General features: G+C 70.0%; 19 protein-coding genes. 10 read left to right on the top strand and 9 right to left on the bottom strand.

Going from position 1 to position 21,103, the window contains the following annotated elements; all coding sequences use genetic code 11:
• The first annotated feature begins 35 nt into the window (after positions 1 to 35).
• The 3 genes from QSK25_RS00905 (at position 36) to QSK25_RS00915 (ending at position 3,774) form a co-directional block, all read left to right on the top strand.
• Positions 36 to 1,691, top strand: a complete 1,656-nt coding sequence (locus QSK25_RS00905; RefSeq protein WP_285630968.1) for an AMP-binding protein — start codon at positions 36 to 38, stop codon at positions 1,689 to 1,691.
• Positions 1,692 to 1,776: 85 nt separating this feature from the next.
• Positions 1,777 to 2,592 (top strand): SDR family NAD(P)-dependent oxidoreductase, encoded by an 816-nt coding sequence (locus tag QSK25_RS00910; protein ID WP_285630971.1) that lies wholly within the window; start codon positions 1,777 to 1,779, stop codon positions 2,590 to 2,592.
• 3 nt (positions 2,593 to 2,595) lie between these two features.
• Positions 2,596 to 3,774 carry a hypothetical protein gene (locus tag QSK25_RS00915; RefSeq protein ID WP_285630974.1) on the top strand — a complete coding sequence of 393 codons (1,179 nt, stop codon included), beginning with the start codon at positions 2,596 to 2,598 and terminating at the stop codon, positions 3,772 to 3,774.
• Here QSK25_RS00915 and QSK25_RS00920 read toward each other — a convergent pair.
• Together QSK25_RS00920 and QSK25_RS00925 are read right to left on the bottom strand one after the other, a co-directional pair.
• Positions 3,752 to 4,609, bottom strand: a complete 858-nt coding sequence (locus tag QSK25_RS00920; protein WP_285630977.1) for an AraC family transcriptional regulator — start codon at positions 4,607 to 4,609, stop codon at positions 3,752 to 3,754. The two genes, QSK25_RS00915 and QSK25_RS00920, sit on opposite strands and share 23 nt — an antisense overlap.
• 38 nt (positions 4,610 to 4,647) lie before the next feature.
• Positions 4,648 to 5,307: a nitroreductase family protein gene (locus QSK25_RS00925; protein ID WP_285630980.1), complete on the bottom strand. Its 660-nt coding sequence runs from the start codon at positions 5,305 to 5,307 to the stop codon at positions 4,648 to 4,650.
• A 72-nt stretch (positions 5,308 to 5,379) separates the two neighbouring features.
• Here QSK25_RS00925 and QSK25_RS00930 point away from each other — a divergent pair, with 72 nt between their 5' ends.
• Positions 5,380 to 6,285 (top strand): LysR family transcriptional regulator, encoded by a 906-nt coding sequence (locus QSK25_RS00930; RefSeq protein WP_285630983.1) that lies wholly within the window; start codon positions 5,380 to 5,382, stop codon positions 6,283 to 6,285.
• 174 nt (positions 6,286 to 6,459) lie between these two features.
• On the opposite strand, the gene QSK25_RS00935 is transcribed toward QSK25_RS00930, so the two are convergent.
• Positions 6,460 to 7,437: a hypothetical protein gene (locus QSK25_RS00935; RefSeq protein ID WP_285630986.1), complete on the bottom strand. Its 978-nt coding sequence runs from the start codon at positions 7,435 to 7,437 to the stop codon at positions 6,460 to 6,462.
• Positions 7,438 to 7,544: 107 nt separating this feature from the next.
• Entirely contained in the window at positions 7,545 to 8,255 is a 711-nt protein-coding gene (locus tag QSK25_RS00940; protein WP_285630990.1) for a type 1 glutamine amidotransferase domain-containing protein, read from the bottom strand.
• An 88-nt stretch (positions 8,256 to 8,343) separates the two neighbouring features.
• On the opposite strand from QSK25_RS00940, the gene paaZ reads away from it, so the two are divergent.
• Positions 8,344 to 10,365 (top strand): phenylacetic acid degradation bifunctional protein PaaZ, encoded by a 2,022-nt coding sequence (gene paaZ / locus QSK25_RS00945; RefSeq protein ID WP_285630993.1) that lies wholly within the window; start codon positions 8,344 to 8,346, stop codon positions 10,363 to 10,365.
• Positions 10,366 to 10,407: 42 nt separating this feature from the next.
• On the opposite strand, the gene QSK25_RS00950 is transcribed toward paaZ, so the two are convergent.
• A complete protein-coding gene (locus QSK25_RS00950) occupies positions 10,408 to 11,880 on the bottom strand; it encodes an FAD-dependent oxidoreductase (protein ID WP_285630996.1) in 1,473 nt (490 codons plus the stop codon).
• A gap of 225 nt (positions 11,881 to 12,105) precedes the next feature.
• Here QSK25_RS00950 and QSK25_RS00955 point away from each other — a divergent pair, with 225 nt between their 5' ends.
• The 4 genes from QSK25_RS00955 to QSK25_RS00970 all read left to right on the top strand — a co-directional run bounded on the left by QSK25_RS00955 (position 12,106) and on the right by QSK25_RS00970 (position 16,050).
• Entirely contained in the window at positions 12,106 to 13,368 is a 1,263-nt protein-coding gene (locus QSK25_RS00955) for an NAD(P)/FAD-dependent oxidoreductase (protein WP_285630999.1), read from the top strand.
• Positions 13,369 to 13,444: 76 nt separating this feature from the next.
• A complete protein-coding gene (locus tag QSK25_RS00960) occupies positions 13,445 to 13,951 on the top strand; it encodes a helix-turn-helix domain-containing protein (RefSeq protein WP_285631002.1) in 507 nt (168 codons plus the stop codon).
• Positions 13,952 to 13,979: 28 nt separating this feature from the next.
• Positions 13,980 to 14,882: an SRPBCC family protein gene (locus tag QSK25_RS00965; RefSeq protein WP_285631005.1), complete on the top strand. Its 903-nt coding sequence runs from the start codon at positions 13,980 to 13,982 to the stop codon at positions 14,880 to 14,882.
• Positions 14,883 to 15,195: 313 nt separating this feature from the next.
• Positions 15,196 to 16,050 carry an extensin family protein gene (locus QSK25_RS00970; RefSeq protein ID WP_285631008.1) on the top strand — a complete coding sequence of 285 codons (855 nt, stop codon included), beginning with the start codon at positions 15,196 to 15,198 and terminating at the stop codon, positions 16,048 to 16,050.
• Between the two features lie 96 nt (positions 16,051 to 16,146).
• Here QSK25_RS00970 and QSK25_RS00975 read toward each other — a convergent pair whose 3' ends face one another.
• The 4 genes from QSK25_RS00975 to QSK25_RS00990 form a co-directional block, all read right to left on the bottom strand.
• A complete protein-coding gene (locus QSK25_RS00975) occupies positions 16,147 to 16,773 on the bottom strand; it encodes a DUF4360 domain-containing protein (RefSeq protein WP_285631011.1) in 627 nt (208 codons plus the stop codon).
• 398 nt (positions 16,774 to 17,171) lie between these two features.
• Positions 17,172 to 17,681, bottom strand: a complete 510-nt coding sequence (locus QSK25_RS00980) for an ATP-binding protein (RefSeq protein WP_285631014.1) — start codon at positions 17,679 to 17,681, stop codon at positions 17,172 to 17,174.
• Positions 17,682 to 18,575: 894 nt separating this feature from the next.
• A complete protein-coding gene (locus QSK25_RS00985) occupies positions 18,576 to 19,853 on the bottom strand; it encodes a HAMP domain-containing sensor histidine kinase (protein ID WP_285631016.1) in 1,278 nt (425 codons plus the stop codon).
• Positions 19,850 to 20,515, bottom strand: a complete 666-nt coding sequence (locus QSK25_RS00990) for a response regulator transcription factor (RefSeq protein ID WP_285631019.1) — start codon at positions 20,513 to 20,515, stop codon at positions 19,850 to 19,852. Before QSK25_RS00990 ends, QSK25_RS00985 begins: the two co-directional genes overlap by 4 nt.
• Positions 20,516 to 20,540: 25 nt before the next feature.
• Between QSK25_RS00990 and QSK25_RS00995 the strand changes: the two genes are divergently transcribed.
• Positions 20,541 to 21,101, top strand: a complete 561-nt coding sequence (locus QSK25_RS00995; RefSeq protein WP_285631022.1) for a hypothetical protein — start codon at positions 20,541 to 20,543, stop codon at positions 21,099 to 21,101.
• The last annotated feature ends 2 nt before the right edge of the window (positions 21,102 to 21,103 follow it).

Consider the following 21,103-nt stretch of genomic DNA (forward strand, 5'->3'; position numbering starts at 1 on the left):
ATACCGCGGGCGCGGACGCTCGCACCCTCTCGGACATGTCCAGCCACGACACCTACCGCGCGGCCCGCGACCTCATGCTCACGGACCCGGACGCGTTCAGCTGGCCGAGCTTCGGCGGCGGCTTCAACTGGGCGCACGACTGGTTCGACCTCATCGCCGAGGGCAACGACACCACGGCGTTGCACATCGTCGAGGAGGACGGCTCCGAGCGCTCCCACTCGTTCGACGCGCTGCGCCGCCGGTCGAACAGCGTGGCGCGGTGGCTCGCCCGGCACGGCGTCGGCAAGGGCGACAGCGTGATGATCATGCTCGGCAACCAGGCCGAGCTGTGGGAGTCGATGCTCGCGGTGATGAAGCTCGGCGCGGTGATCATGCCGACGACCACCGCACTCGGTCCCGCAGACCTGGCCGACCGGCTGCACCGGGGCGCGGTCCGGCACGTCATCGCCCGCGTCGAGGACGCCGGCAAGTTCGAGGACGGACCCCTGCTGATCTCGGTCGGCGGGCAGGCACCGGGCTGGCTCGACTACGCGGAGTCGGCCGGGGCGCCGGACGACCCGGTGCCGCACCCCGAGACCCGCGCCGACGACCGGCTGCTGCTGTACTTCACCTCCGGCACGACCAGCCGTCCGAAGCTCGTCGAGCACACGCAGGTGTCGTACCCGGTCGGGCACCTGACCACGATGCACTGGATCGGCGTCAAACCCGGCGACGTGCACCTCAACATCAGCTCGCCCGGCTGGGCCAAGCACGCCTGGAGCTGCTTCTTCGCGCCGTGGATCGCCGAGGCGACGATCTTCGTCTACAACTACGGGCGGTTCGACGCGGCCGCGTTGCTGGGCCAGATCCGGAGCAAGGGCGTCACGACGTTCTGCGCGCCGCCGACGGTGTGGCGGATGCTGATCAAGGCCGACCTGAGCGGAGGACCCGGCTCGTTGCGCGAGGTCGTGGCCGCGGGTGAGCTGCTCAACCCCGAGGTGGTCGAGCAGGTCCAGCAGCAGTGGGGGCTCACGATCCGCGACGGGTTCGGGCAGACCGAGACCACGCTGTCGGTCGGCAACGTGCCGGGCGCGCCGGTGAAGCTCGGGTCGATGGGAACGCCGTTGCGGGGCGTTCCGATCGTGCTGGTGGACCCGATCACCGGCGAGCGGGCCGGGGAGGGCGAGATCTGCATAGATCTCTCGCAACGGCCGATGTCGCTCATGGTCGGCTACCACGGGGACCCCGAGCGCAACGCCGAGGCGATGGCCGGCGGTTACTACCACACGGGCGACATCGCGAGTCGCGACGAGGACGGCTACCTCTTCTACATCGGGCGCACCGACGACGTGTTCAAGGCGTCGGACTACAAGATCTCGCCGTTCGAGCTGGAGAGCGTGCTGATCGAACACCCGGCGGTGACGGAGGCGGCGGTCGTGCCGGCGCCGGACGCCCTGAGGTTGGCGGTGCCCAAGGCTTATGTGGCGTTGAGCGCGGGGTGGGAGCCGGACCGGGAGACGGCGTTGCAGATCCTCAAGCACGCGCGGGAGAACCTGGCCCCGTTCCAGCGGATCCGGCGGCTGGAGTTCTTCGAGCTGCCGAAGACCGTGTCGGGCAAGATCCGGCGGGTCGACCTGCGGGAGCGCGAGGAGAAGGGCGTCGAAGGCAGCGGGGAGTGGCGCGACGACCAGTTCCCCGAACTGCGGTCCTGACGCCGCCGCAAGCCAAGCTGATCGACACTGGCGTGGCAGGCCGATCACTGGAAACGTGAGGTGCTCACCGGAGCAGGGAGCGCGCATGGTCCGCAAGATCTCAGGTCGTCCGGCGGTGATCACCGGGGCCGCCTCGGGCATCGGCCGCAGCCTCGCCCAGCGGCTCTCCCGGCACGGCTCGCCGGTGGTCATCGCCGACGTGGACGAGATCGGCCTGGAGAAGACCGCCGCGTCGCTGAACGGCCCGGTGCTGAGCCGGATCCTCGATGTCCGCGACGCCGACGACGTGCACCGGTTCGCCGGGGAGGTGCGGGACTGGCTCGCCCTGCCGCTCGCGGCCGTGTTCAACAACGCGGGCGTCGCCACCTCCACCACCGTGCTGAACTCCGTGGCGGAGGACGACTCCTGGCTGTTCGACATCAACTACTGGGGTGTCGTGAACGGCACGCGGGCGTTCCTGCCGCAGCTGGTGAAGCAGAACTACGGCGTCGTCGTGAACACCTCCAGCGTGTTCGGGCTGCTCGGCATGCCGAAGCAGAGTGCTTACTGCGCCGCGAAGTTCGCCGTCCGCGGCTTCACCGACTCGCTGCGCCAGGAACTGCGCGGCACCGGCGTCTCCGCCGTCACCGTGCACCCCGGCGGCATCAAGACCAACATCATCCGCAACGGCCGCATCCACGCCGAGCTCGACGAGCTGGGCCGGTCCAGGGACCAGATCGAGGCCGACTTCGACCGGATCGCCCTGACCACACCGGACAAGGCGGCCGAGATCATCCACCGCGGTGTCGAACGGGGGAAGGCGCGCGTCCTGGTCGGGCCGGACGCGTACCTGTTCGACCTGCTGTCCCGCATCGCCCCCACGTCCTACTTCACCGTCATGGCGCGCCTGTACCAGCGGTGAGGCATGATCCACCGCATGGTCTCCTCGGCGGTGGTGCGGCGAACCGAGCAGTGGTTCGTCCGGCAGGGCGCGCCGACGATGATCGAGGGCTACGGCTTCCGGTCGCACGTGCTGCCGCGGATGTTGCCCGCGTTGACGTTCGTGGCGGTCGGCAGCTTCGCGTGGCTGGTGTTGCAGCAGTCCAGCGGTTTGTCGCGCGGGGTGCTGCTCGGCGTGATCGTCGCGGTGATGGTCGCCGCCTGGGTGCTGCTGTCGGTGTTCGTGCGGCGGCTGCCCGAGTTCTCGGCGCGCACGACCGTGCTGGTGCTCGTGGTGTACGCGGCGATCCCGGTGATCACGCCGCTGGTCCAGTACGTGCTGGAGATCCGGTTCCGGGCGCCGGACGGGGATCCTGATCCCGAACCGGTGTGGGGCGCGCTGATCTGGTTCGTGGTCGTCTTCGGGCTGGCGTTCGTGGCGACGATGCTCGCCACGACGTACGGGCTGGGGTCGTTGCTGCGGGCGGCGATCCGGCACGTGATCGCGGACCTGCGCAACAGCGTGCACCTGCTCGGCCGGGCGTTGCCGCCGATGCTGTTCGTGACGCTGTTCCTGTTCTTCACCGGTGAGCTGTGGCAGGCGATGAACAAGCTGCCGTGGCCGCGGGTCAGCCTCGTGGTGCTGCTGTTCGCCGCGATCACCGTGCTCGCGGCCGCCGCCCGGCTGCGCGACGAGATCGGCCGCGTCGAGCAGGACCTGCGGCCGGAGGTGCTCGCGGTCGCGTGCAAGGGCACCCCGCTCGCGCACGTCGAGATCACCGAACCGTTGCCGCCCAGGAAGTTGAACGGCAGGCAGAACCGCAACCTGCTGGTGATGCTCGCGATCCGCCAACTCGTGCAGGCCGCGGTGATCGGGCTCGCGCTGTTCGCGTTCTTCGTGCTCCTCGGCCTGATCGTGGTGACGCCCGAGATCGCCGAGCAGTGGATCGGCGAACCCGCGAAGCTGTCGTGGCTGGGCATCCCGCAGGCGATGCTGCGCAACGCCACGCTGTTCGCGGCGTTCGGCAGCATGTACTTCTCGGTCACGTCGATGAGTGACGCCGAGCACCGGCGCCAGTTCTTCGCGCCCGTGCTGGAGAAGGTCGAACGGACCCTGGAGGTCCGCGCGGTGTACCTGGACGTCAGGGAACGGGCTGCGGCCTGAGGTCCTTCGACGGCGGGGCACCGAACTGGCGCCGGTACTCGCGGCTGAACTGCGACGGGCTGTCGTAGCCGACCCGGTGGCTCACGCTCGTCACGTCCCGGTTCGTCGCGAGCAGCAACCTGGCCTCCTGCAACCGGATCTGCTTCTGGAACTGGATCGGGCTCATCGCCGTGACCGCCTGGAAGTTGCGGTAGAACGCCGACTCGCTCATGCCCGCGATCCGCGCGACGTTCTCGACCTTGAACGACTCGGCGTAGTTCTCCCGGATCCACCGCACCGCACGGGAGATGTGGCGCAGGCCGCTGTCCTGCGCGCCGAGCTCGCGGACGACCGCGCCCTGCTCGCCGGTCATGACCCGCCACAGGATCTCCTGCTTGATCAGCGGGGCGAGCGCCTTGGCGTCGCGCGGCGAGTCCAGCAGCCGCGCGAGCCTCGTGACGGCGTCGACGAGTTCGGGGGAGGCGGTGCTGACGGCCAGCCCCTCCGGCACCCCGGCGGACTTCGGCAGGTCGTTGTTCCTGAGCAGCTCGGCGACCTTGTCCGGGTGCAGGACCAGGCCGAGGCCGAGCGCGGGTTCCTCGGGGCTGATGTCGACGTAGTTGCCGGTGATCGGCATGTCGATCGACGCCACCAGGTACTGGCCGGCGCGGTAGTCGTAGGTGCGCTCGCCTAACGCGATCCGTTTGCGGCCTTGGGCGACGAACGCGAGGATCGTGCCGGACATGGACGGCGCCGGCGGGCCGCCCGTCGTCGTCCGCGACACCAGGACGTCGTCGATGATCGAGGTCATGTCCGGGCGGGCGTGTTTGGTGATCAGCGCGCGTAGTTCGTCCACGTCCCCGATGGTCCCCGCCGGTGGGACGATCAGGCAAGTCAGTCGACGAACGTGAGGGCCTCGGCGAGGGGTTTGCGGGTCAGGTCCGGGACCTCGCAGTCGGGCGCCGGGTAGCCGATCGGGAAGAGGATGTACGGGCGTTCGCCGTCGCGGCCGAGCATCTCGGTGAGGAATGCCATCGGGTTCGGCGTGTGGGTGAGGGTCGTGAGGCCCATCGAGTGCAGCGCGGCGATGAAGAAGCCGCACGCGATGCCGACGCTTTCGTTGGTGTAGTAGGTCTTCCTGCCGTTCTGCTGCTTCTGCGCGAACGCGACCACGAGCCAGGGCGCGACCTCCAGGAACTCCTTGGTCGCGTCGGTCTCCAGGTGGGCCAGCGCCGCGTGCCACTCCGGCAGGTCCCGTTCGTGGTAGAAGCGGTGCTCCTCTTCTTCGGCCGCCGCACGGATCCGCGTCTTGAGCTCGGGGTTGCTGGTGGCGACGAACCGCCACGGCTGCTGGTGCGCGCCGCTCGGAGCGGTGTTGGCCGCTTTCACGGCCAGTTCGATCGCCTCGGCCGGCACCGGGTCCGGCGAGAACCAGCGCACGGACCGGCGGGCGTCGAGCAGCTCGTGAAAGCGCCGGCCCCGGTCGAGCCCCTCCTCGACCGGCAGCCGGGGAGGCGTGAACGGGAGGAACGGGTGCTGGTGTGCGCGGGCCATGGTGCGAACGATGGCGTGTTCACGACTCTTTTGGCCAGCTCAAGTTTCTGCGGTCAGTTATAAGCTCAGCTGATGAATCTGCCCAACGTGACGGTGCGGCAGCTCGAGTACCTGATCGCGGTGGCCGAGACGGGGTCGGTGACCTCGGCGGCGTCCCGCTGCCACGTCTCGCAGGGCGCGATCTCGTTGGCGTTGAGCGAACTGGAACGCGTGCTGGACCTGCGGCTGGTCGTCCGCTCGCCGCGGCGCGGCGCGGCGTTGACGGCGGCGGGCACGCGGGTGCTGGCCGACGCCCGGCGCGTGGTCGGGGCGATGGGCGACCTCGGGGCCGGGGCGCGGGGGCTGAGCCAGGAGGTCAGCGGCGTGCTGACGGTCGGCTGCTACGCGCCGATCGCGCCGTTCCACCTGCCCGCGGCGATCGCGACGTTCGAGGCGGCGCACCCGGACGTGTCCGTGCGGTTCGTGGAGGGGAGCCTGCCGGAGATCGGCGAGGACCTGATCACCGGGCGGTGCGAGATCGCCTTCCTGTACGACCAGGACCTCGTGCCGGGCATCGCCACGACGCCGTTGTACGACCAGGCGCCTCGGGTGCTGGTGGCTGGTGATCATCGGTTGCGGCGCCGGCGGTCCGTGGCATTGCGCGACTTGGCCGGCGATCCGTTCGTGCTGCTCGACGTGGCGCCGAGCGAGCGGTACTTCCGGTCGGTGTTCGCGGCGGCCGGGGTGGAGATGGTGGTGACGCACCGGGCCCGCAGCTTCGAACTCGCGCGATCGTTGGTGGCGCGGGGGATCGGCTACTCGATCACCGTGCAGCAACCCGCGCTGACCACCTCTTACGAGGGGCTGGAGGTGGTGGCGGTGCCGTTGCGCGACGCGGTGCCCACCACGCCCGTCGTGCTCGGGTGGGCGCGCGGCGGAGCGTTGACCCGCCGCGCGCAGGCGTTCGCCGAGCACTGCGTCACGCTGTTCGGCTCCTGAGCCCGGCCAGAAGCCCTGTCGGCCTCGTGAGTCCGCTTCGCGAGCGTGTTTCACGGTGCCGGAGTGCACGCGGGGAGCTTTCGTTCGCGTGGACCGCACGCGAGGGCCCCGCGTGCGGCAGGGCAACGTGAAGCTGGTTCGGGTGGGGTGCGGACGGGACTTCCGGGCAGTTGCTCAGACGGCCTGCGCGATGGCGATGTTGCCCGCCAGCCGGTCGCCTGCCTCGTAGATCATGTACTCCCGGCCCTGGTACGTGCCGAACGACGGCGCGGCCGCCCGGCCGTTGTCCGGCGACCCGGACAGCGAGTCGTGGAAGACGCCGAGGTGGGTGCGCTTGCTGAAGTCCTTGCCCACCTCGGTGATGAGGATGTTGCCGCCGCTGCCCTTGTCGGTGTTGTAGACGACGTAGACGCTGTTGTTGCGGAACAGCAGGTGCGGGCCGCCGACGTTGACCGCGCCCACGTCCTGGTGCCGGATCAGCGGGGTCTGGGAGAACGTCCAGTCGCGGGCGTTGGCCGACCAGCCCCAGCCGATGTCGCGGTGGTTGGTGGTGTTGTTGAGCATGAAGACCATGACGTAGCGGGCGCCCCGCGACGGCAGGTCGTGCCGGAACACCCTGGCGTAGGAGGTCTCGGTGGTGCCGGCGGGCAGCAGGCGGGTCGACAGGACCTCCTTCTCGTAGGAGAAGTGGATGCCGTCGGCGGAGCTGGCGAGGCGGGTGACCGTGTTCTCGCCGTGGAAGTACAGGTACATGCGCTTGGCGTCGTCGTTCCACATCGCGTGCGGCGACGACACGTGCGACACCGAGTACTCGCCGGGCCAGTTCCTGGTGATGATCGGGTTGCCGGCGTACTCGGTGAACTTCTCGTCGAGCGTGTTCGCGTACGCCAGGCAGATGCCACCTGGTGCGTCGTGCGGCGCGTAGTAGAGGTAGTAGGCCGCGAGCGCGCCGGAGATCCGGTCTTTCGTGCCGCGGATGGTGGGGAAGATCAGTTCGCCGGTCGGGTTGTAGCGCAGTTCGTTCTTGACGAGGGCGAGCCTGCGGTAGCGGTAGTCGGGGAATCCGGCCGGAGCGGCCGCGGCGGGGGTCGCGCCCGCGAGCAGGGCGGCGCTCGCGGTGCCCAGCAGAACTTGTCGGCGGGTCGGTGCCATGGGTGCTCCTTCGCTCCGGGTGGTTTCGGACCGTAGGACGACCGGAGCGCTGAAACAAGACTGTAATACGTATTATCGGATCTGCGGACGCTCGGAGGCGGCGCCCGTCAGCCGAGGAGTGCGGCGAAGGTCTTGGCGAACAGGTAGGCGTCGCCCGGCCAGCGAGCCGACACGTAGTTGCCGTCCTGCACCACGAACGCGGGCCCGTCGTCGGTGGCCGTCCCCCGGTTGCCGAGCTCGACGGGCCCGCGTTCGAACACCGCGCCCGACGCGATGACCTCGTCCTGCACGTACGCGGGATACGTCCGGTAGTACCGCCCGCGCCGCCACGCCGTCGCGAAGTAAGCCATGCGCTCCATGTACTTGGGCAGGCACGTCGTCCGCCGCCCGTCGAGCACTCCGGCGCGCGCGAGCACCAGCACGCCGTGGCAGATCGCGCCCACGGGCCGGTCCAGCGCCCAGAACCCCTTGACGACCTGCTGGAGTTCCGCCGAGCCCAGGTACTGCCGCATGCCCGGCGCGTGCCCGCCCGGCAGGACCAGCCCGTCGAACTCCTCCGGCACCACCGGCCCCCAGGCGACCGGCGCGCGATAGCCGGGGTCGTCGAGCAGCTGCCGGTAGAACGCCTTGGGCTCGTCCTCCGCGCCGAGCTGCCCGAACAGGACGCCGGTCAGCAGCAGCGGATCGGCCGCGGGCGCCGCGCCGCCCCGTTCGGTCGCGAAGACGACCTCGTGGCCCGCGTCGGTGAGCAGCCGCCAGGGCACCGCCACCTCGGTGACGTCGAAGTCCTGGTCGGGGAGGGGGAGGAGCACTCGCACGGATCCGATCCTGCCACCTGCGGGACTGATACGTTGCCTGGTGGTCGGGTCGCTGAAGATCCAGCGCCCAGCGAGAAGGGTTGGCTCGATGAGCTTGCTGCGCAGCTACGTGTCGGGTGGGTGGCACACGCCCACGGTCGAGGGCGCTCCGTTGCACGACGCGGTGACGGGCGAGGAGATCGCGCGGATCTCGTCGGCGGGCGTCGACATGGGCGCGGCGCTGCGGTACGGCCGCGAGGTCGGCGGGCCCGCGTTGCGCGAGCTCACGTTCCACCAGCGCGCGCAGCTGCTCAAGGCGCTCGGGCTCTACCTCAAGGAGCACAAGGCCGAGCTGTACGCGTTGTCGGCGCGCTCGGGTGCGACCAGGTCCGACTCGTGGATCGACATCGACGGCGGGTTCGGCGTGCTGCTCGGGTACGCGTCCAAGGCCAAGCGCGAGCTGCCCAACGACAAGGTCTTCGTCGACGGGCCGGTCGAACCGCTCGGGCGCGGCGGCACGTTCGTCGGCCAGCACATCTGCACGCCGCTGCGAGGCGTCGCGGTGCAGATCAACGCCTACAACTTCCCCATGTGGGGGCCGCTCGAGAAGTTCGCGCCCGCGTTCATCGCCGGCGTGCCGTCGCTGATCAAGCCCGCGTCCCAGACGGCGTACGTGACCGAGAAGATGGTCGAGCTGATGCTCGCCTCCGGCCTGCTGCCCGAGGGCTCGTTGCAGCTGGTCTGCGGTTCGGCCGGCGACCTGCTCGACCACCTGACCCCGCAGGACCTCGTCGGGTTCACCGGGTCGGCTTCCACGGCCCAGCACCTGCGCACGCACCAGGCCGTGATCCGGTCGTCGGTGCGGTTCAACGCCGAGGCCGACTCGCTCAACTGCTCGATCCTCGGCCCGGACGCCCAGCCCGGCACGCCCGAGTTCGACCTGTTCGTCGGCCAGCTCGTGACCGAGATGACGACCAAGGCCGGGCAGAAGTGCACGGCGATCCGGCGCGCGCTGGTGCCCGCGCCGCTGATGGACGCGGTGGCCGAGGCGACCGCGGCGAAGCTGGCCGAGGTCGTGATCGGCAACCCGGCCGACAAGTCGGTGAAGATGGGCGCGCTGGCCGGTCTGGAGCAGCGCGAGGAGGTTCAGCGGTCGCTGAAGGCGTTGCGGGAGAGCGCTTCCGTCGTCTACGGCGACGGTGCTCTGTCGCTTGTGGACGCCGACGCCGAGCGTGGCGCGTTCATGTCGCCGATGCTGCTCCGCGCCGCCGCCGACGCCGTGCAGCCGCACGAGGTCGAGGCGTTCGGGCCGGTGTCGACGCTGATGCCGTACTCCAGCGTGGACGACGCCGTCGACCTGGCCGCCCGCGGCGCCGGGTCGCTGGTCGGCTCGATCGTCTCCGCCGACACCGACTTCGTGCGCGACGTCGTGATCGGCGCGGCGCCGTGGCACGGCCGGTTGCTGGTGCTCGACCGCGAGGACGCCGGGGAGTCGACGGGCCACGGCTCGCCGCTGCCGATGCTCGTGCACGGCGGTCCTGGTCGTGCCGGCGGCGGTGAGGAGATGGGCGGCATGCGCGGCGTGCTGCACCACATGCAGCGCACGGCCGTGCAGGGCAGCCCGCGCGCGTTGGGCGCCATCACGAACCGCTGGGTCACCGGTGCGCCCCGGACCGAGGACGCCGTGCACCCGTTCCGCAAGACGCTGGCCGAGTTGAAGATCGGTGACACCGTCACGGCGGGCCCGCGCGAGGTGACGATGGAGGACATCGAGCACTTCGCGTCGTTCACCGGCGACACCTTCTACGCGCACATGGACGAGGAGGCCGCCGCGGCCAACCCGTTCTTCGGCGGCCGCGTCGCGCACGGCTACCTGGTGGTGTCGTTCGCGGCGGGCCTCTTCGTGTCGCCGGAGCCCGGTCCGGTGCTCGCGAACTACGGCCTGGAGAACCTGCGGTTCGTCACGCCGACGTTCCCCGGCGACCAGCTGACGGTGACGCTGACGGCCAAGCAGATCACGCCGCGCGAGGACCAGGAGTACGGCGAGGTCCGCTGGGACGCCGACGTCACGAACCAGAAGGGCGAGTCGGTCGCGAAGTACGACGTGCTGACGCTCGTCGCGAAGAGCTAGCCGGATGGCTCGGAACCCTTGCCCGGCAAGGGTTCCGAGCCGTCAACGGGCTTCCTTGCGAGGGAGGGGCCGGGTGGCCGGTCCCTCCAGCACCGCGCCGTCGACGTCGAACCGCGACCCGTGGCACGGGCAGTCCCAGCTGCGTTCGGCGGCGTTGAACCGCACCAGGCAACCGAGGTGCGTGCACCGCATCGACACGCCGTGCAACTGCCCGTTCTCGTCGCGGTAGACGCCGGTCTTGCCGAGCCCGTCGCGGATGACGTGCGCGTGCCCCGGCGGCAGGTTCTCGCTGGACGTGGCGTCGGCGGGGACGACCCGGTCGCCGACCATCTCGAGCGCCACCTCGGCGTTCTTCCGCAGGAACGTCGGCAGCGACCGCAGGGACACCCGGTGCGGGCTGAACCGGTCGGCGAGTTCGTTCGGCTTGTCCGTCACCAGGTCCGCGAGCAGCCCGGCCGCGAACGTGCCGCTGGTGAGGCCCCACTTCATGTAGCCGGTGGCGGTGTAGACCGTGGTGTTGCCCGGGGTGTAGCTACCGATCATCGGCAGGTGGTCGTAGGCCGTCGGGTCCTGCGCCGACCAGCGGTGGGTGATCTCCTCGACCTGCCAGTGCCGGCGCGCGAAGTCCTCGAGCCTGCGGAACGGTTCCACGGCGGTCTTGCCGGTCGCGTGGCTCTGCCCGGCGAGGATCAGCTTGTCCTCGTGCGCCGAGATCGACCAGGACGGGCTGCCGGTGCTGATCGCGAGCGCTTGCGTGGGTGCGTGCACACGGGCCGCGATGCAGTACGCGCGGGTGAGTTCGAGGCGCGCGAAGTACAGACCGCGGTCCAGGGTCGGGTAGTGGGTGGCGATCACGATCTTCCCGGCCGTGACACTTCCGTCCTCTGTGGACACCACGTGCCCGCTGACGTCGGTGACCCGGCTGTGCTCGAAGATCCGGCTGCCGTCGCCGTCGACCTGCTCCGCGAGGCCCCGCAGGTACTTCACCGGGTGCAGGGCGATCTGGTCGTCGAGCCAGACCGCCGCGTGCACGGGGAACGGCAGGTCGACGTTCTTGCCCTCACGCACCGGCAGACCGGCGTGCCGGGCGTTGATCAGCTCCTTCGCGACGTCGCCGGCCTCCTCCTCGGTGTAGGCGTACGTGACGGCGGGGGAGCGGCGCAGGTCGCAGTCGATGCCGTCCGCCAGTTCGGCGACCCGGGCGACGGCTGCGACGGACGCGGCGGCGTAGTCGACGGCGGCACCGAGGCCGTGCCTGCCGCGGATCTGCGAGTACACAGTGGACTGGAGGGCGGTGACCTTGGCGGTGTTGTTGCCGGACACGCCGGACGCCACCCGGTCGGCCTCGAGCACCGCGACGCTCAGGCCGCGGCGCTTGAGCAGCAGCGCGGTGGTCAGGCCGGTGATGCCGCCGCCGACCACGGCCACGTCGAAGGAGTGCTCGCCGGTGAGCGGTGGGCGGGGTTCCGCCGGGAGGGCGGTGAGCCAGAGGGACTGGTCGGCGGTGGTGGTCATGGCGCGCGGTTACCCCGAGCAGGCGCGGGTATGCGGCCCGCGCACGTCCGGCCAGTCGTGGCTTTCCGCGGGTGTGCGACTCGGGCACGTCCGGCCAGTCGTGGCTTTCCGCGGGTGTGCGACTCGGGCACGTCCGGCCAGTCGTGGCTTCCCGCAGGGATGCGACTCGGGCACGTCTCTCCCCGCGTCCGGATAGTCCTCGCCCCGGGCGGGTATGCGAGGGGCATGAACAAGCACCGCGTCGTCGTTGTCGGAGGTGGGTTCGGCGGGCTGGGCGTGGTCCGCGGCCTCAAGCGCGCGGACGTCCAGGTCACCCTGGTCGACCGCACCAACCACCACCTGTTCCAGCCGTTGCTCTACCAGGTGGCGACGGCGTTGCTGCCCGCCGGTGACATCGCGCCGGCGTTCCGGGCGATCCTGCGCAGGCAGCGCAACGCCCACGTCCTGCTCGGCGAGGTCACGGGGTTCGACACGGCCGCCAAGCGCGTGCTCGTCGACCTGCCGGACGGCACCTCGCGGCACGTCGAGTACGACACGCTGGTCGTGGCGGCGGGGTCGCGCGACAGCTACTTCGGCAACGACCAGTGGGCCGAGTCCGCGCCGCCGATGAAGACCCTCGAACAGGCCGTCGACCTGCGGTCGAAGCTGCTCAGGGCGTTCGAGACGGCCGTGGTGGCCGACGACCCGAAGCAGTGGCTCTCGTTCGCCGTCGTGGGGGCCGGACCGACCGGTGTGGAACTGGCCGGGCAGATCGCGGACCTCGCGCGCAGGGCGTTGAAGGGCCAGTTCCGCGAGATCGACCCGCGTGACGTGCGGATCACGTTGCTCGACGCCGTGCCGCACGTGCTGCCGCCGTTCTCCGCCGAACTGCGCGAGCACGCGCGCGTGAAGCTCGAACGGCTCGGCGTCACCGTGATGACCAGCGCGATGGTCGACAGCATCGATGCCGAGGGCCTGACCACCAAGGACGGCGACCGCGTCGAGGCGCGCACGATCATCTGGGCCGCCGGCGTCCAGGCGTCGCCGCTGGCCCGCGCGCTCGCCGAGGCGACCGGTGCCGAGACCGACCGCAAGGGCCGGATCGTCGTGAACCCCGCCGACTGCTCGGTCACCGACGACGTGTTCGCGCTCGGCGACATGGCCAACGTCGACGACCTGCCGGGCATCGCCGAGCCCGCGCTGCAGGAGGGACATCACGTCGCCCGCGTCATCAAGGCCCGGCTGAGCGGGCGGCGCGCCAAGCCGTTCCGCTACCTCGACCTCGGCACGATGGCCACGATCTCGCCCGGTGACGCCGTCGCGGACATCAAGAAGCTGCGGCTCAAGGGGATCATCGGCAAGGCCGCGTGGGCAGGCGTGCACATCGCGTTCCTGGTGGGTTGGCGCAACCGCCTCGCCGTGCTGACCCAGTGGGGCTGGAACCTGGTCACCGGCCGGCGCGCCCAGCCGATCATCCTCGAGCCCATGCGCGCGATAGTGCGGAAATAGCGGCCACCTCTAGCGTCCAGACGGAAGCCGAAGGCTGGTTCGGTTCTCTCCGTGGTGGACAAGCGGAAGTGGACAGATGTCGAACCTGGTGAACCAACTGCCCGTCGAGGTCGTGCGCTGGCCCGTGGACGCGGCGGCGAGAGAGGCGTGCCACCGCAGCGGGACGCTGTGCCTGCTGGTGCTGGAGAAGAACGCCCCGGCCCCGGTCCTCACGGACATGCGCGAGGACTGGGTCCGCGCGCCGGTCCCGCATCAGGACCTGGCCGTGCGCATAGCCATGCTCAGGGCTCGCGCGGCCCGCTACGCCGTCCCGGAACTGGACATGTCCGGCATCCTGCGGTTCCGCACGCGCTCGGTGGTCCTCTCCCCGACCGAACGAGCGCTGTTCGCCGAACTGCTGCGCCGCTTCCGCTCCCTCACCACGCGCGAGGACCTGCTGCAGTGCCTTCCGACCAAGGACGGCGACACCAGCAACGCCCTGCACCTGCACATAATGCGCCTGCGCAGGCGCATAGCCCCGCTCGGCCTGGTCATCAAAACCCTCTGGAACCAGGGCTACCAGCTGGGCCCCGCAGGCCCTTAGCACGTTTGACGGTGGGTATTCGGTCTTCGTGAACACCGAGCTGCTGGGCATCTACCTCAACGACCACCTGGCCGGCGCCGCGGCGGGCACAGAACTGGCCCGCCGCATCAGCCGCACCCACCCCGAACTGCGCGTGCTGGCCGACGACATCGACGCCGACCGCAAGGAACTGCTCGACTTCATGCGCGCGGCAGGCGTCGAATCCCGCCCGCACAAGGAAGCTCTCGGCTGGCTGGCCGAGAAGGCGGGCCGCCTCAAGCTGAACGGCAGGCTCCTCGGCCGCTCCCCGCTGAGCGACGTCCTGGAACTGGAGACCCTCCGCGTCGGCATCGAGGGCAAGGCCGCCCTCTGGCGCACCCTCCTGCGCCTGAACAGCTTCGACGAAACCCGCCTCCAGCGCCTCGCCGCCCGAGCCGAGAGCCAGGCGGCCCTCGTGGACCAGTACCGCCTGGGCCTCGCCCCCAAGGCGTTCAACTCCCCGCACGTGTCCGGTGTGGACGTGGAACGCACCTTCACCGTTGCCACCACCCCGGAGGGCGTGGCCGAGTACCTCCGCGACTTCGCCCGCACCGAACAATGGGACCCGGGCACCGTCACCTGCACGCGCCTGGACACCGGTCCGGTGGTCGTCGGCTCGCGCTGGCGCAACGTCTCCCAGTTCCTGGGCCGCAAGACCGAACTGGTCTACGAACTCACCCGCGACGACTCGGCGGGCCTGCAGTTCGTGGGTCGCAACGACACCGCGACCTCGACCGACGACATCTCGATCACGCCGGGCCCGGCACCGGGTACGACGAGGATCGGCTACCACGCGCACGTGGAGTTCAACGGCGTCGCGAAGCTGGGCGCGCCGGTGGCGAAGCTGGCGATGGAGAAGCTGGGCACGGACACGGAGAAGAGCCTGATCAGGGTGCTGGGCGCAGTCCACTGACGCAGGCTCGCGCAGGGCAGCCGAGAGCTGAGCGGCACTGCGCCGAACGCCAGGCCCGACCGCGGTCGTGAACACGAGGTGACCGCCGTCCCGGCCCTGCGCGCGGTGGCGGCCGGACAGGTCCGATCGAGGGAACCGGTGCCGACCGCTGAACCGGTCCCAGGGCTGGCCCTGCCGGTAAAGGCGGAGGAAAATCCCAGCTCAGCGCCGATTCCTCCCCACCCGCCGTGATCCCTAGACTCCCTCGGGCCGGTGGGCTGAGACAGGCCCTTCCTCCTGCCACCCCCGGCCAGGACACAGAGGGAGTACTGGGGTGTTCGAGAACAACGTCACCAGGCGCGGCTTCGTCACGGGCGCGGCAGCCGTAGCCGGACTCGCGGGCCTGTCCACCATCGCACCGGCCCTGGCCAACGCCGCCCCCGGCCCCGGCGCCTCACCCGACCCCGCCCGTTCCGCCGACCAGCACACGCCTGCCGAGATCCAGGCCTCCGAGGTCGGCGCCCTGGCGATGATGACGTTCCAGAAGATCGACGGCACGCCCGTCTACTACTGGCGTTCCAACCGCGGCAACACGACCGCGCGCAACTGGCAGGCCACCGACGCGTTCTACAACGCCCTCGTCGCCTGGATCCGGGACCTGCGGTCGCTGTCGTCGGGCTACGGCTCGATCAGCTACATCGTGTCCGCGGGCTTCTACGTCAACAAGGCCGGGCAGCACGGGGCCGGCACGGCGATGGACCTCGACCACGTGCGGTGGTCCAACGGCAACGTCACCTCGCCGCTCGACCAGCACCACGCGTCGGGCACGGCCGCGCTGCGCAAGCGTTACCTGGCAACGGAAGCGGTGTGCCGCCGCCGGTTCCGGTACGTGCTGGACGGCTGGTACAACGCCGACCACCGCGACCACATCCACGCCGACTTCGGCGGCATGCCGGTGCGCGTGCTCAAGGACTCCGAGGCGGACACCAAGTTCGTGCAGGGCACCTGCAACAACTTCCGCGGGGCCGGGCTCGCGATCGACGGCATCTGGGGGCCGAACACGCAGTCCGCGTTCAACGGCCTCAAGTCCGCGCTCGGCGTGACCGGTGACCCGCACACCAGCACCTCCGTGTGGCAGGGGATGCTGTCGAAGATCGCGACCAAGGGCTTCGCGAACCAGAACATCTGAGGTTCCGCCCGAACAGAACAGCGAGGCCGGAGCCGGCACGGGCTCCGGCCTCGCTGTGCAAGGGCCTTCAGCGCAAGAGCAGTCAGTGCGGAGTGACTACTTCGGACACTTCTTCCACGCGAAGTGGTAGATGGTCTCGATCGAGCCGTCGGTCGAGTCCATCGCCATGAAGCTGGTCTTCTTCGGGTCGGAGGTGCCCTTGTCGACGCGCAGCTCCGTGTTGATGTTGAAGTTCCGCTTCGCGCCGCACGGGTGGTAGATGATCGACGCGACGTCCGTCTTGTGCGTGACCTGCCAGTCGTCGCTCAGCGCGCCGTTCCAGGTCTTGGTGCGCTGGTCGGTGTCGGACATCCCCTGGAAGTAGTAGCTGGCCTTCTGGGTTCCCCTGGCCCCGCGTTCCAGGTGGGCGAAACCTCTGTAGTCGGCCTGGGCGATGCCGAACGTGAACCCGCCGGGAACGTTGACCTTCAGGTTCAGCTGGCAGTTCTTCCGGAAATCGGTCGGCCGTGAATCCGGGCCCACCTGCGCCAGGTAGTCGCTGTAGGTGACGGTGAACGCCTTGTTGTCGGGGGAGACGGCGACGGCGGCGGTGCCGATGCGGCACCCGGAGCCGTTGACCGTGACGACGTCGATGGTGATCTGGCCCGTCGGGGGCGGGTCCGCGACCGGGGGAACGACGACGGTGGACAGAGCCAGGCCGGCTGCGGCCAGCACACTGATCATGGGAATGCCTTTCCGAATGTGCGACGACGTTCGGGCGGGCGGCGTGGTACGAGACCGTATCGGAAAGGATGTTGACGAACCGTCCACCAACCAGAGCAACATCACCGGACGTCCGCGCCGGTGAATGCGGATCGATTGTTCGTCACTTTTCGCGGTCGATCGGTCACTGGGGCAACGTGGTTCAGGCGGCACGCGTCGGTGAATCGCCGTCAGTGCCGTCAAAACGACATCAAGAAACCTGATGCTGGAACTCGCGCGCGAATCCGACACGCCTCGAACGGCCAAGAGCCGGGCGGTGTTCCGGAACTCGATTCGTGAAGCGTCCACCGCGACAACCGCAGAACACACGAAGGGCGCGTCCACTGATGGACGCGCCCTTGCGGGTGAAGCGGGAAGATCTAGCGCTGACCGTTGCCCATCGAGCCACCGAGGCCGAACAGGATGCGCTGGATGAGCTCCGGATCGACGTCCGGCTCGTCGCCCAGCGCCTCGGCCGCCGGGGAACGGCGCTTCTCGCGGCGCGGCAGCGGCACCGCGTTCGCGTTCACGCCGGTCGGCAGCGCCAGTTCGCACCAGATGAGCTTGATGCCGCCGGCCAGCTGGAGTTCGCCGGTGCGCAGGTCGGGGGAGGTCGGCGGCATGATGAACCGCGCGGCCTCCAACTCGACGACCAGGTAGTCGCCACTGAGTCGCAGTCGCAGCGTGATGAGCCGCGACGTCTTGGGATCGGCCGACTCCACGGCGGCCTCGACCAGCGCGCAGGCGACGGCCGAGCACTCCGCGGTCATGTTCCGCAGGCGCCATTCACCCAGGGTGAAGCGCACGAACAGATCCGCGCAGTTCACCGCGGTGGGCAGCGCGATGAGTGTCAGGTCGTCGACCTGGGCGGTCTGGGCGTTCGCCTGCATGCTGCCTCCGTTTCGCGTGCGGCGCGCGAGCCGAGACGGTCACCCGAATGGCCGTCACGGTGAGCGGGAATCTACATGGGTATACGCGGGAAGCAATGCCCTGGTTGACTCACCCGTCAAAAGTCACGTCCGGGTCACGACGAGAGGGCCCGACGCTCACTGTGAGTATAGCGCCGGGCCCTCAGGGTGATCGTCGTGGGTCAGCATCGCTTCCGGGCGAACTGATAGCCGGTGTTCACGCCGCCGTCGGTCGGGGCCGTGGACGTGCAGGCGGGTCGGCCGGAGGTGTTCGTGAATGTTCTGACCTCGGCGTTCACGTTCAGGCGCCGCGCCCGCGCCGCGCGGGGCGTAGGCGATCTCCGCGGCCTCGGCCGGGCCGGCGGGCTGCCGGTGCCGCGATGTCGTGGGTGGTTGCTCGTCGTGGGGGAAGAGCCGGCGAAGTGGTCGTCGGCGTGCGGGTTCAGCCGGTGGTTCTCGCGGAACTTCAACCGTGATTTCGCCGGGAGGAAATCTTAAATCGACTCAAGTCGCGGACGACCGACCGGGCGAACTTAAGCAAATTTAAGACCGATTAATCGTCTGAACGGTGGATGGGCGACGATCAGGGGTCGGCTAACTTCATGTCAGATCGCAGAAACCCAAGACCCACTGAATACGCCGGTCCCCACACCTGGCGCCGAGAGCCCCGGCTGATCCACCTCGTTACACCGGTGTGGGAAGGCAATGCGCGCACTGCTCATCGGGTTCCTCCCTCCTGCTCGGGACTCGGTGGTGCGGCAGCGGTGCCGCGCGGCCGGCCGGTGCCCGCCGGCGGCGTCGGACCCGTCCCACGGTCCGCGCCGCCGGCGGTGTTCGTCACCGGCCCCTGGCAAGCAAGCCCTGACCGGGCCGCACTCAGACCCTCCGGAGCCTCAATTGCACGCGTGCACCGCCCAACGGACCGCGATCGACGTGGAGCGACCCTCCCGTGCGTTCCGCGGCCCGGCGGGCGATGTCGAGCCCCAGCCCGGTGGACCCGCCACCGCTGGCCCCGCGCCGCACGGCGCGTTCGGTGTCCGCGATGCCCGGCCCCGCGTCCTCGACCACCAACGCCACCAGATCGGCCTGGTGCACCAGCGTCACGGCGAACCGGGTGCCTTCCGGCGTGTAGCGGAAGACGTTGCCCAGCAACGCGTCCAGCGCGGCCGCGAGGTCGGTGCGGGCGAGCGGCACCGGGGCGGGCCGGTCGGCGCCGCGCACGGTCCACGGCCGTTCCTGGTCGTCGGCGAGCGCGGACCAGAACACCAGCCGGTCGCGCACCACCCCGGCCGCGTCGGTGCCGCCCTCGTCGGGCCGCAGACCGGAACGAGCGGCCTTGATGATCTCGTCGACCTCCCTCTCCAGGCCCTGGACGGCCTCTCGGACGCGATCCGCGCCCGGACCACTCCCGAGCGCGTCCGCGTCCAGGAGGAGGGCCGTGAGAGGCGTTCTGAGGCGGTGCGAGAGGTCGGCGACCACCTCGCGTTCGGCGGCGAGCAGGTGCCGGACGCGTTCGGCCATGGCGTTGAAGGCCTTGCCGGCCTCCTTGACCTCCGGCGGCCCCTTCACCGGGACGCGGACCGTGAGGTCTCCCTGGCCCATCCGGCGCGCGGCCTCGGCGAGGCCGCGGGTGGCCCGCACGGCCCGCGCGCCCAGGCGGTCGGCGACGAGCACCGACCCGGCGACCAGGCCGACGGCGACGCCCGCGAGGACACCCCACGTGCCGATCACGCCGTGCGTGAGCTGCTCGTTCGGCACGAACGCCTCGACGATCACGATGCTCTCGCCGGTGGCCAGCGGTTGCAGATAGGCCACGCCATCAGGCCGTTCGACCGTGGACGCCCTGGCGAGCTTCTGCGCCTCCTCCAGGTCCAGGGCCGTGATGTGCGAGGTGCCGAGGGTGTCCGCCGGGGCGCTCAGGTGCACGGCCAGCCGGCCCTGCCCGCCGTAGCGGGTGAACCTGATCGCCTGCCGGACCTCCTGCGGCTTGCGGGTGATCAGCAACGCCGGCGTCATCTGGTTGGCCTGCTTCTCGGCCTCGCTCAGGGCACGGCTGTACGCGGAGTCCTTGACGACGATCGCGAGCGGGACGAGGAACGCCAGGGCCACCATGCTGGTCGCCGCGAGAGCGACCAGCACCAGTGACCGCCTCATCTCGGGTCGACCAGACGCACGCCGACTCCTCGCACCGTGTGCAGATAACGGGGCTGCGCGGCCCGTTCACCGAGCTTGCGGCGCAGCCAGGACAGGTGGACGTCGAGCGTCTGGTCGTCGCGGTTGGACGGCCACAGGCTCGCCAGGATCTCCGCCCGCGGCACCACGTCCCCCTGCCGTGCCGCGAGGTAGGAGAGCAGTTCGAACTCCTTGTGCGTCAAGGAGAGCTCCTGGCCGTCCACAGTGGCCCTGCGGAGGGTGACGTCGATCTCCAGGCCGCCGACCACGAGCTGCTTGCTGTCCCGCGCGCGGCGCAGCACCGCCTGCAGCCGCGCTTCCAGGATCTCGCTGGAGAACGGTTTGACGAGGTAGTCGTCCGCGCCCGCGTTGAGCAGCCGGACGATCTCGGTGTCGTCGTCGCGGGCGGTCGCGATGACGACGGGGGTGTTCGTGACGCCTCGGATCATCCGCAGCGCGTCACCGCCGTCGAGGTCGGGCAGCCCGAGGTCGAGCACCACGACGTCGTAGCTGTTGGCGGTGACTTCCCGCAAAGCCTCGATCGCGAGCGCGACACCGTGCACGATGTGGCCCTGGCCGGTGAGAGCGCGCGTGACCGCCGCTCGCACCACCGGGTCGTCTTCGACCAGCAGTACTGATGCCATGAGCCGCTACAGGAGGATTGCCGCAGTGAGACGGTCGGTCGGATACCTGGTCGCCTGGGCACTGGTGACCACGGTCGCCATCGGCCTGTCCTGGTTCGGCATCCGGTGGGCGATGGAACCCGCCCCGGCCGCGGACTTCGGCGCCCTGGGCACGGCGAGTTCCGCCGTGCTGCCGCTGCCGACCATCACGTCGATCAGCGTCGAGGTTCCCGAACCCGGCGGCTCCGTCGACACTCCGCCGCCTGTCACGCCTTCTTCCACCAGGCCTCCTGTGGTCACGACAACTGTTCCGGCTCCTCCCAGTAGTACGGATGCGCGTCCCACCTCGGCTCAATCTCCGCAGGGGGAATGGCAGGCGGACGGGTCATATGTGCACGCGTTCCACCTGCGCGGCGGGGACGTGGTCGTGCGCTACCGGCCGCAGGGCGTGCAGGCGCTGTCGGCCACGCCCGCGGACGGCTACGCGGTGAAGGTGGAACAGCCAGGCGGGCCGCTGGTGGTGAACTTCACCAACGCCGCCGGCCGGTTGTCCAGGCTGGAAGCGACCTGGACCGACGGGCCGACGGCGAAGGTGATCGAGCAGTAGGG

Origin of the sequence: Lentzea sp. NBRC 102530 (genome assembly GCF_030269365.1) — a bacterium.
Classification (GTDB): Bacteria; Actinomycetota; Actinomycetes; order Mycobacteriales; family Pseudonocardiaceae; genus Lentzea.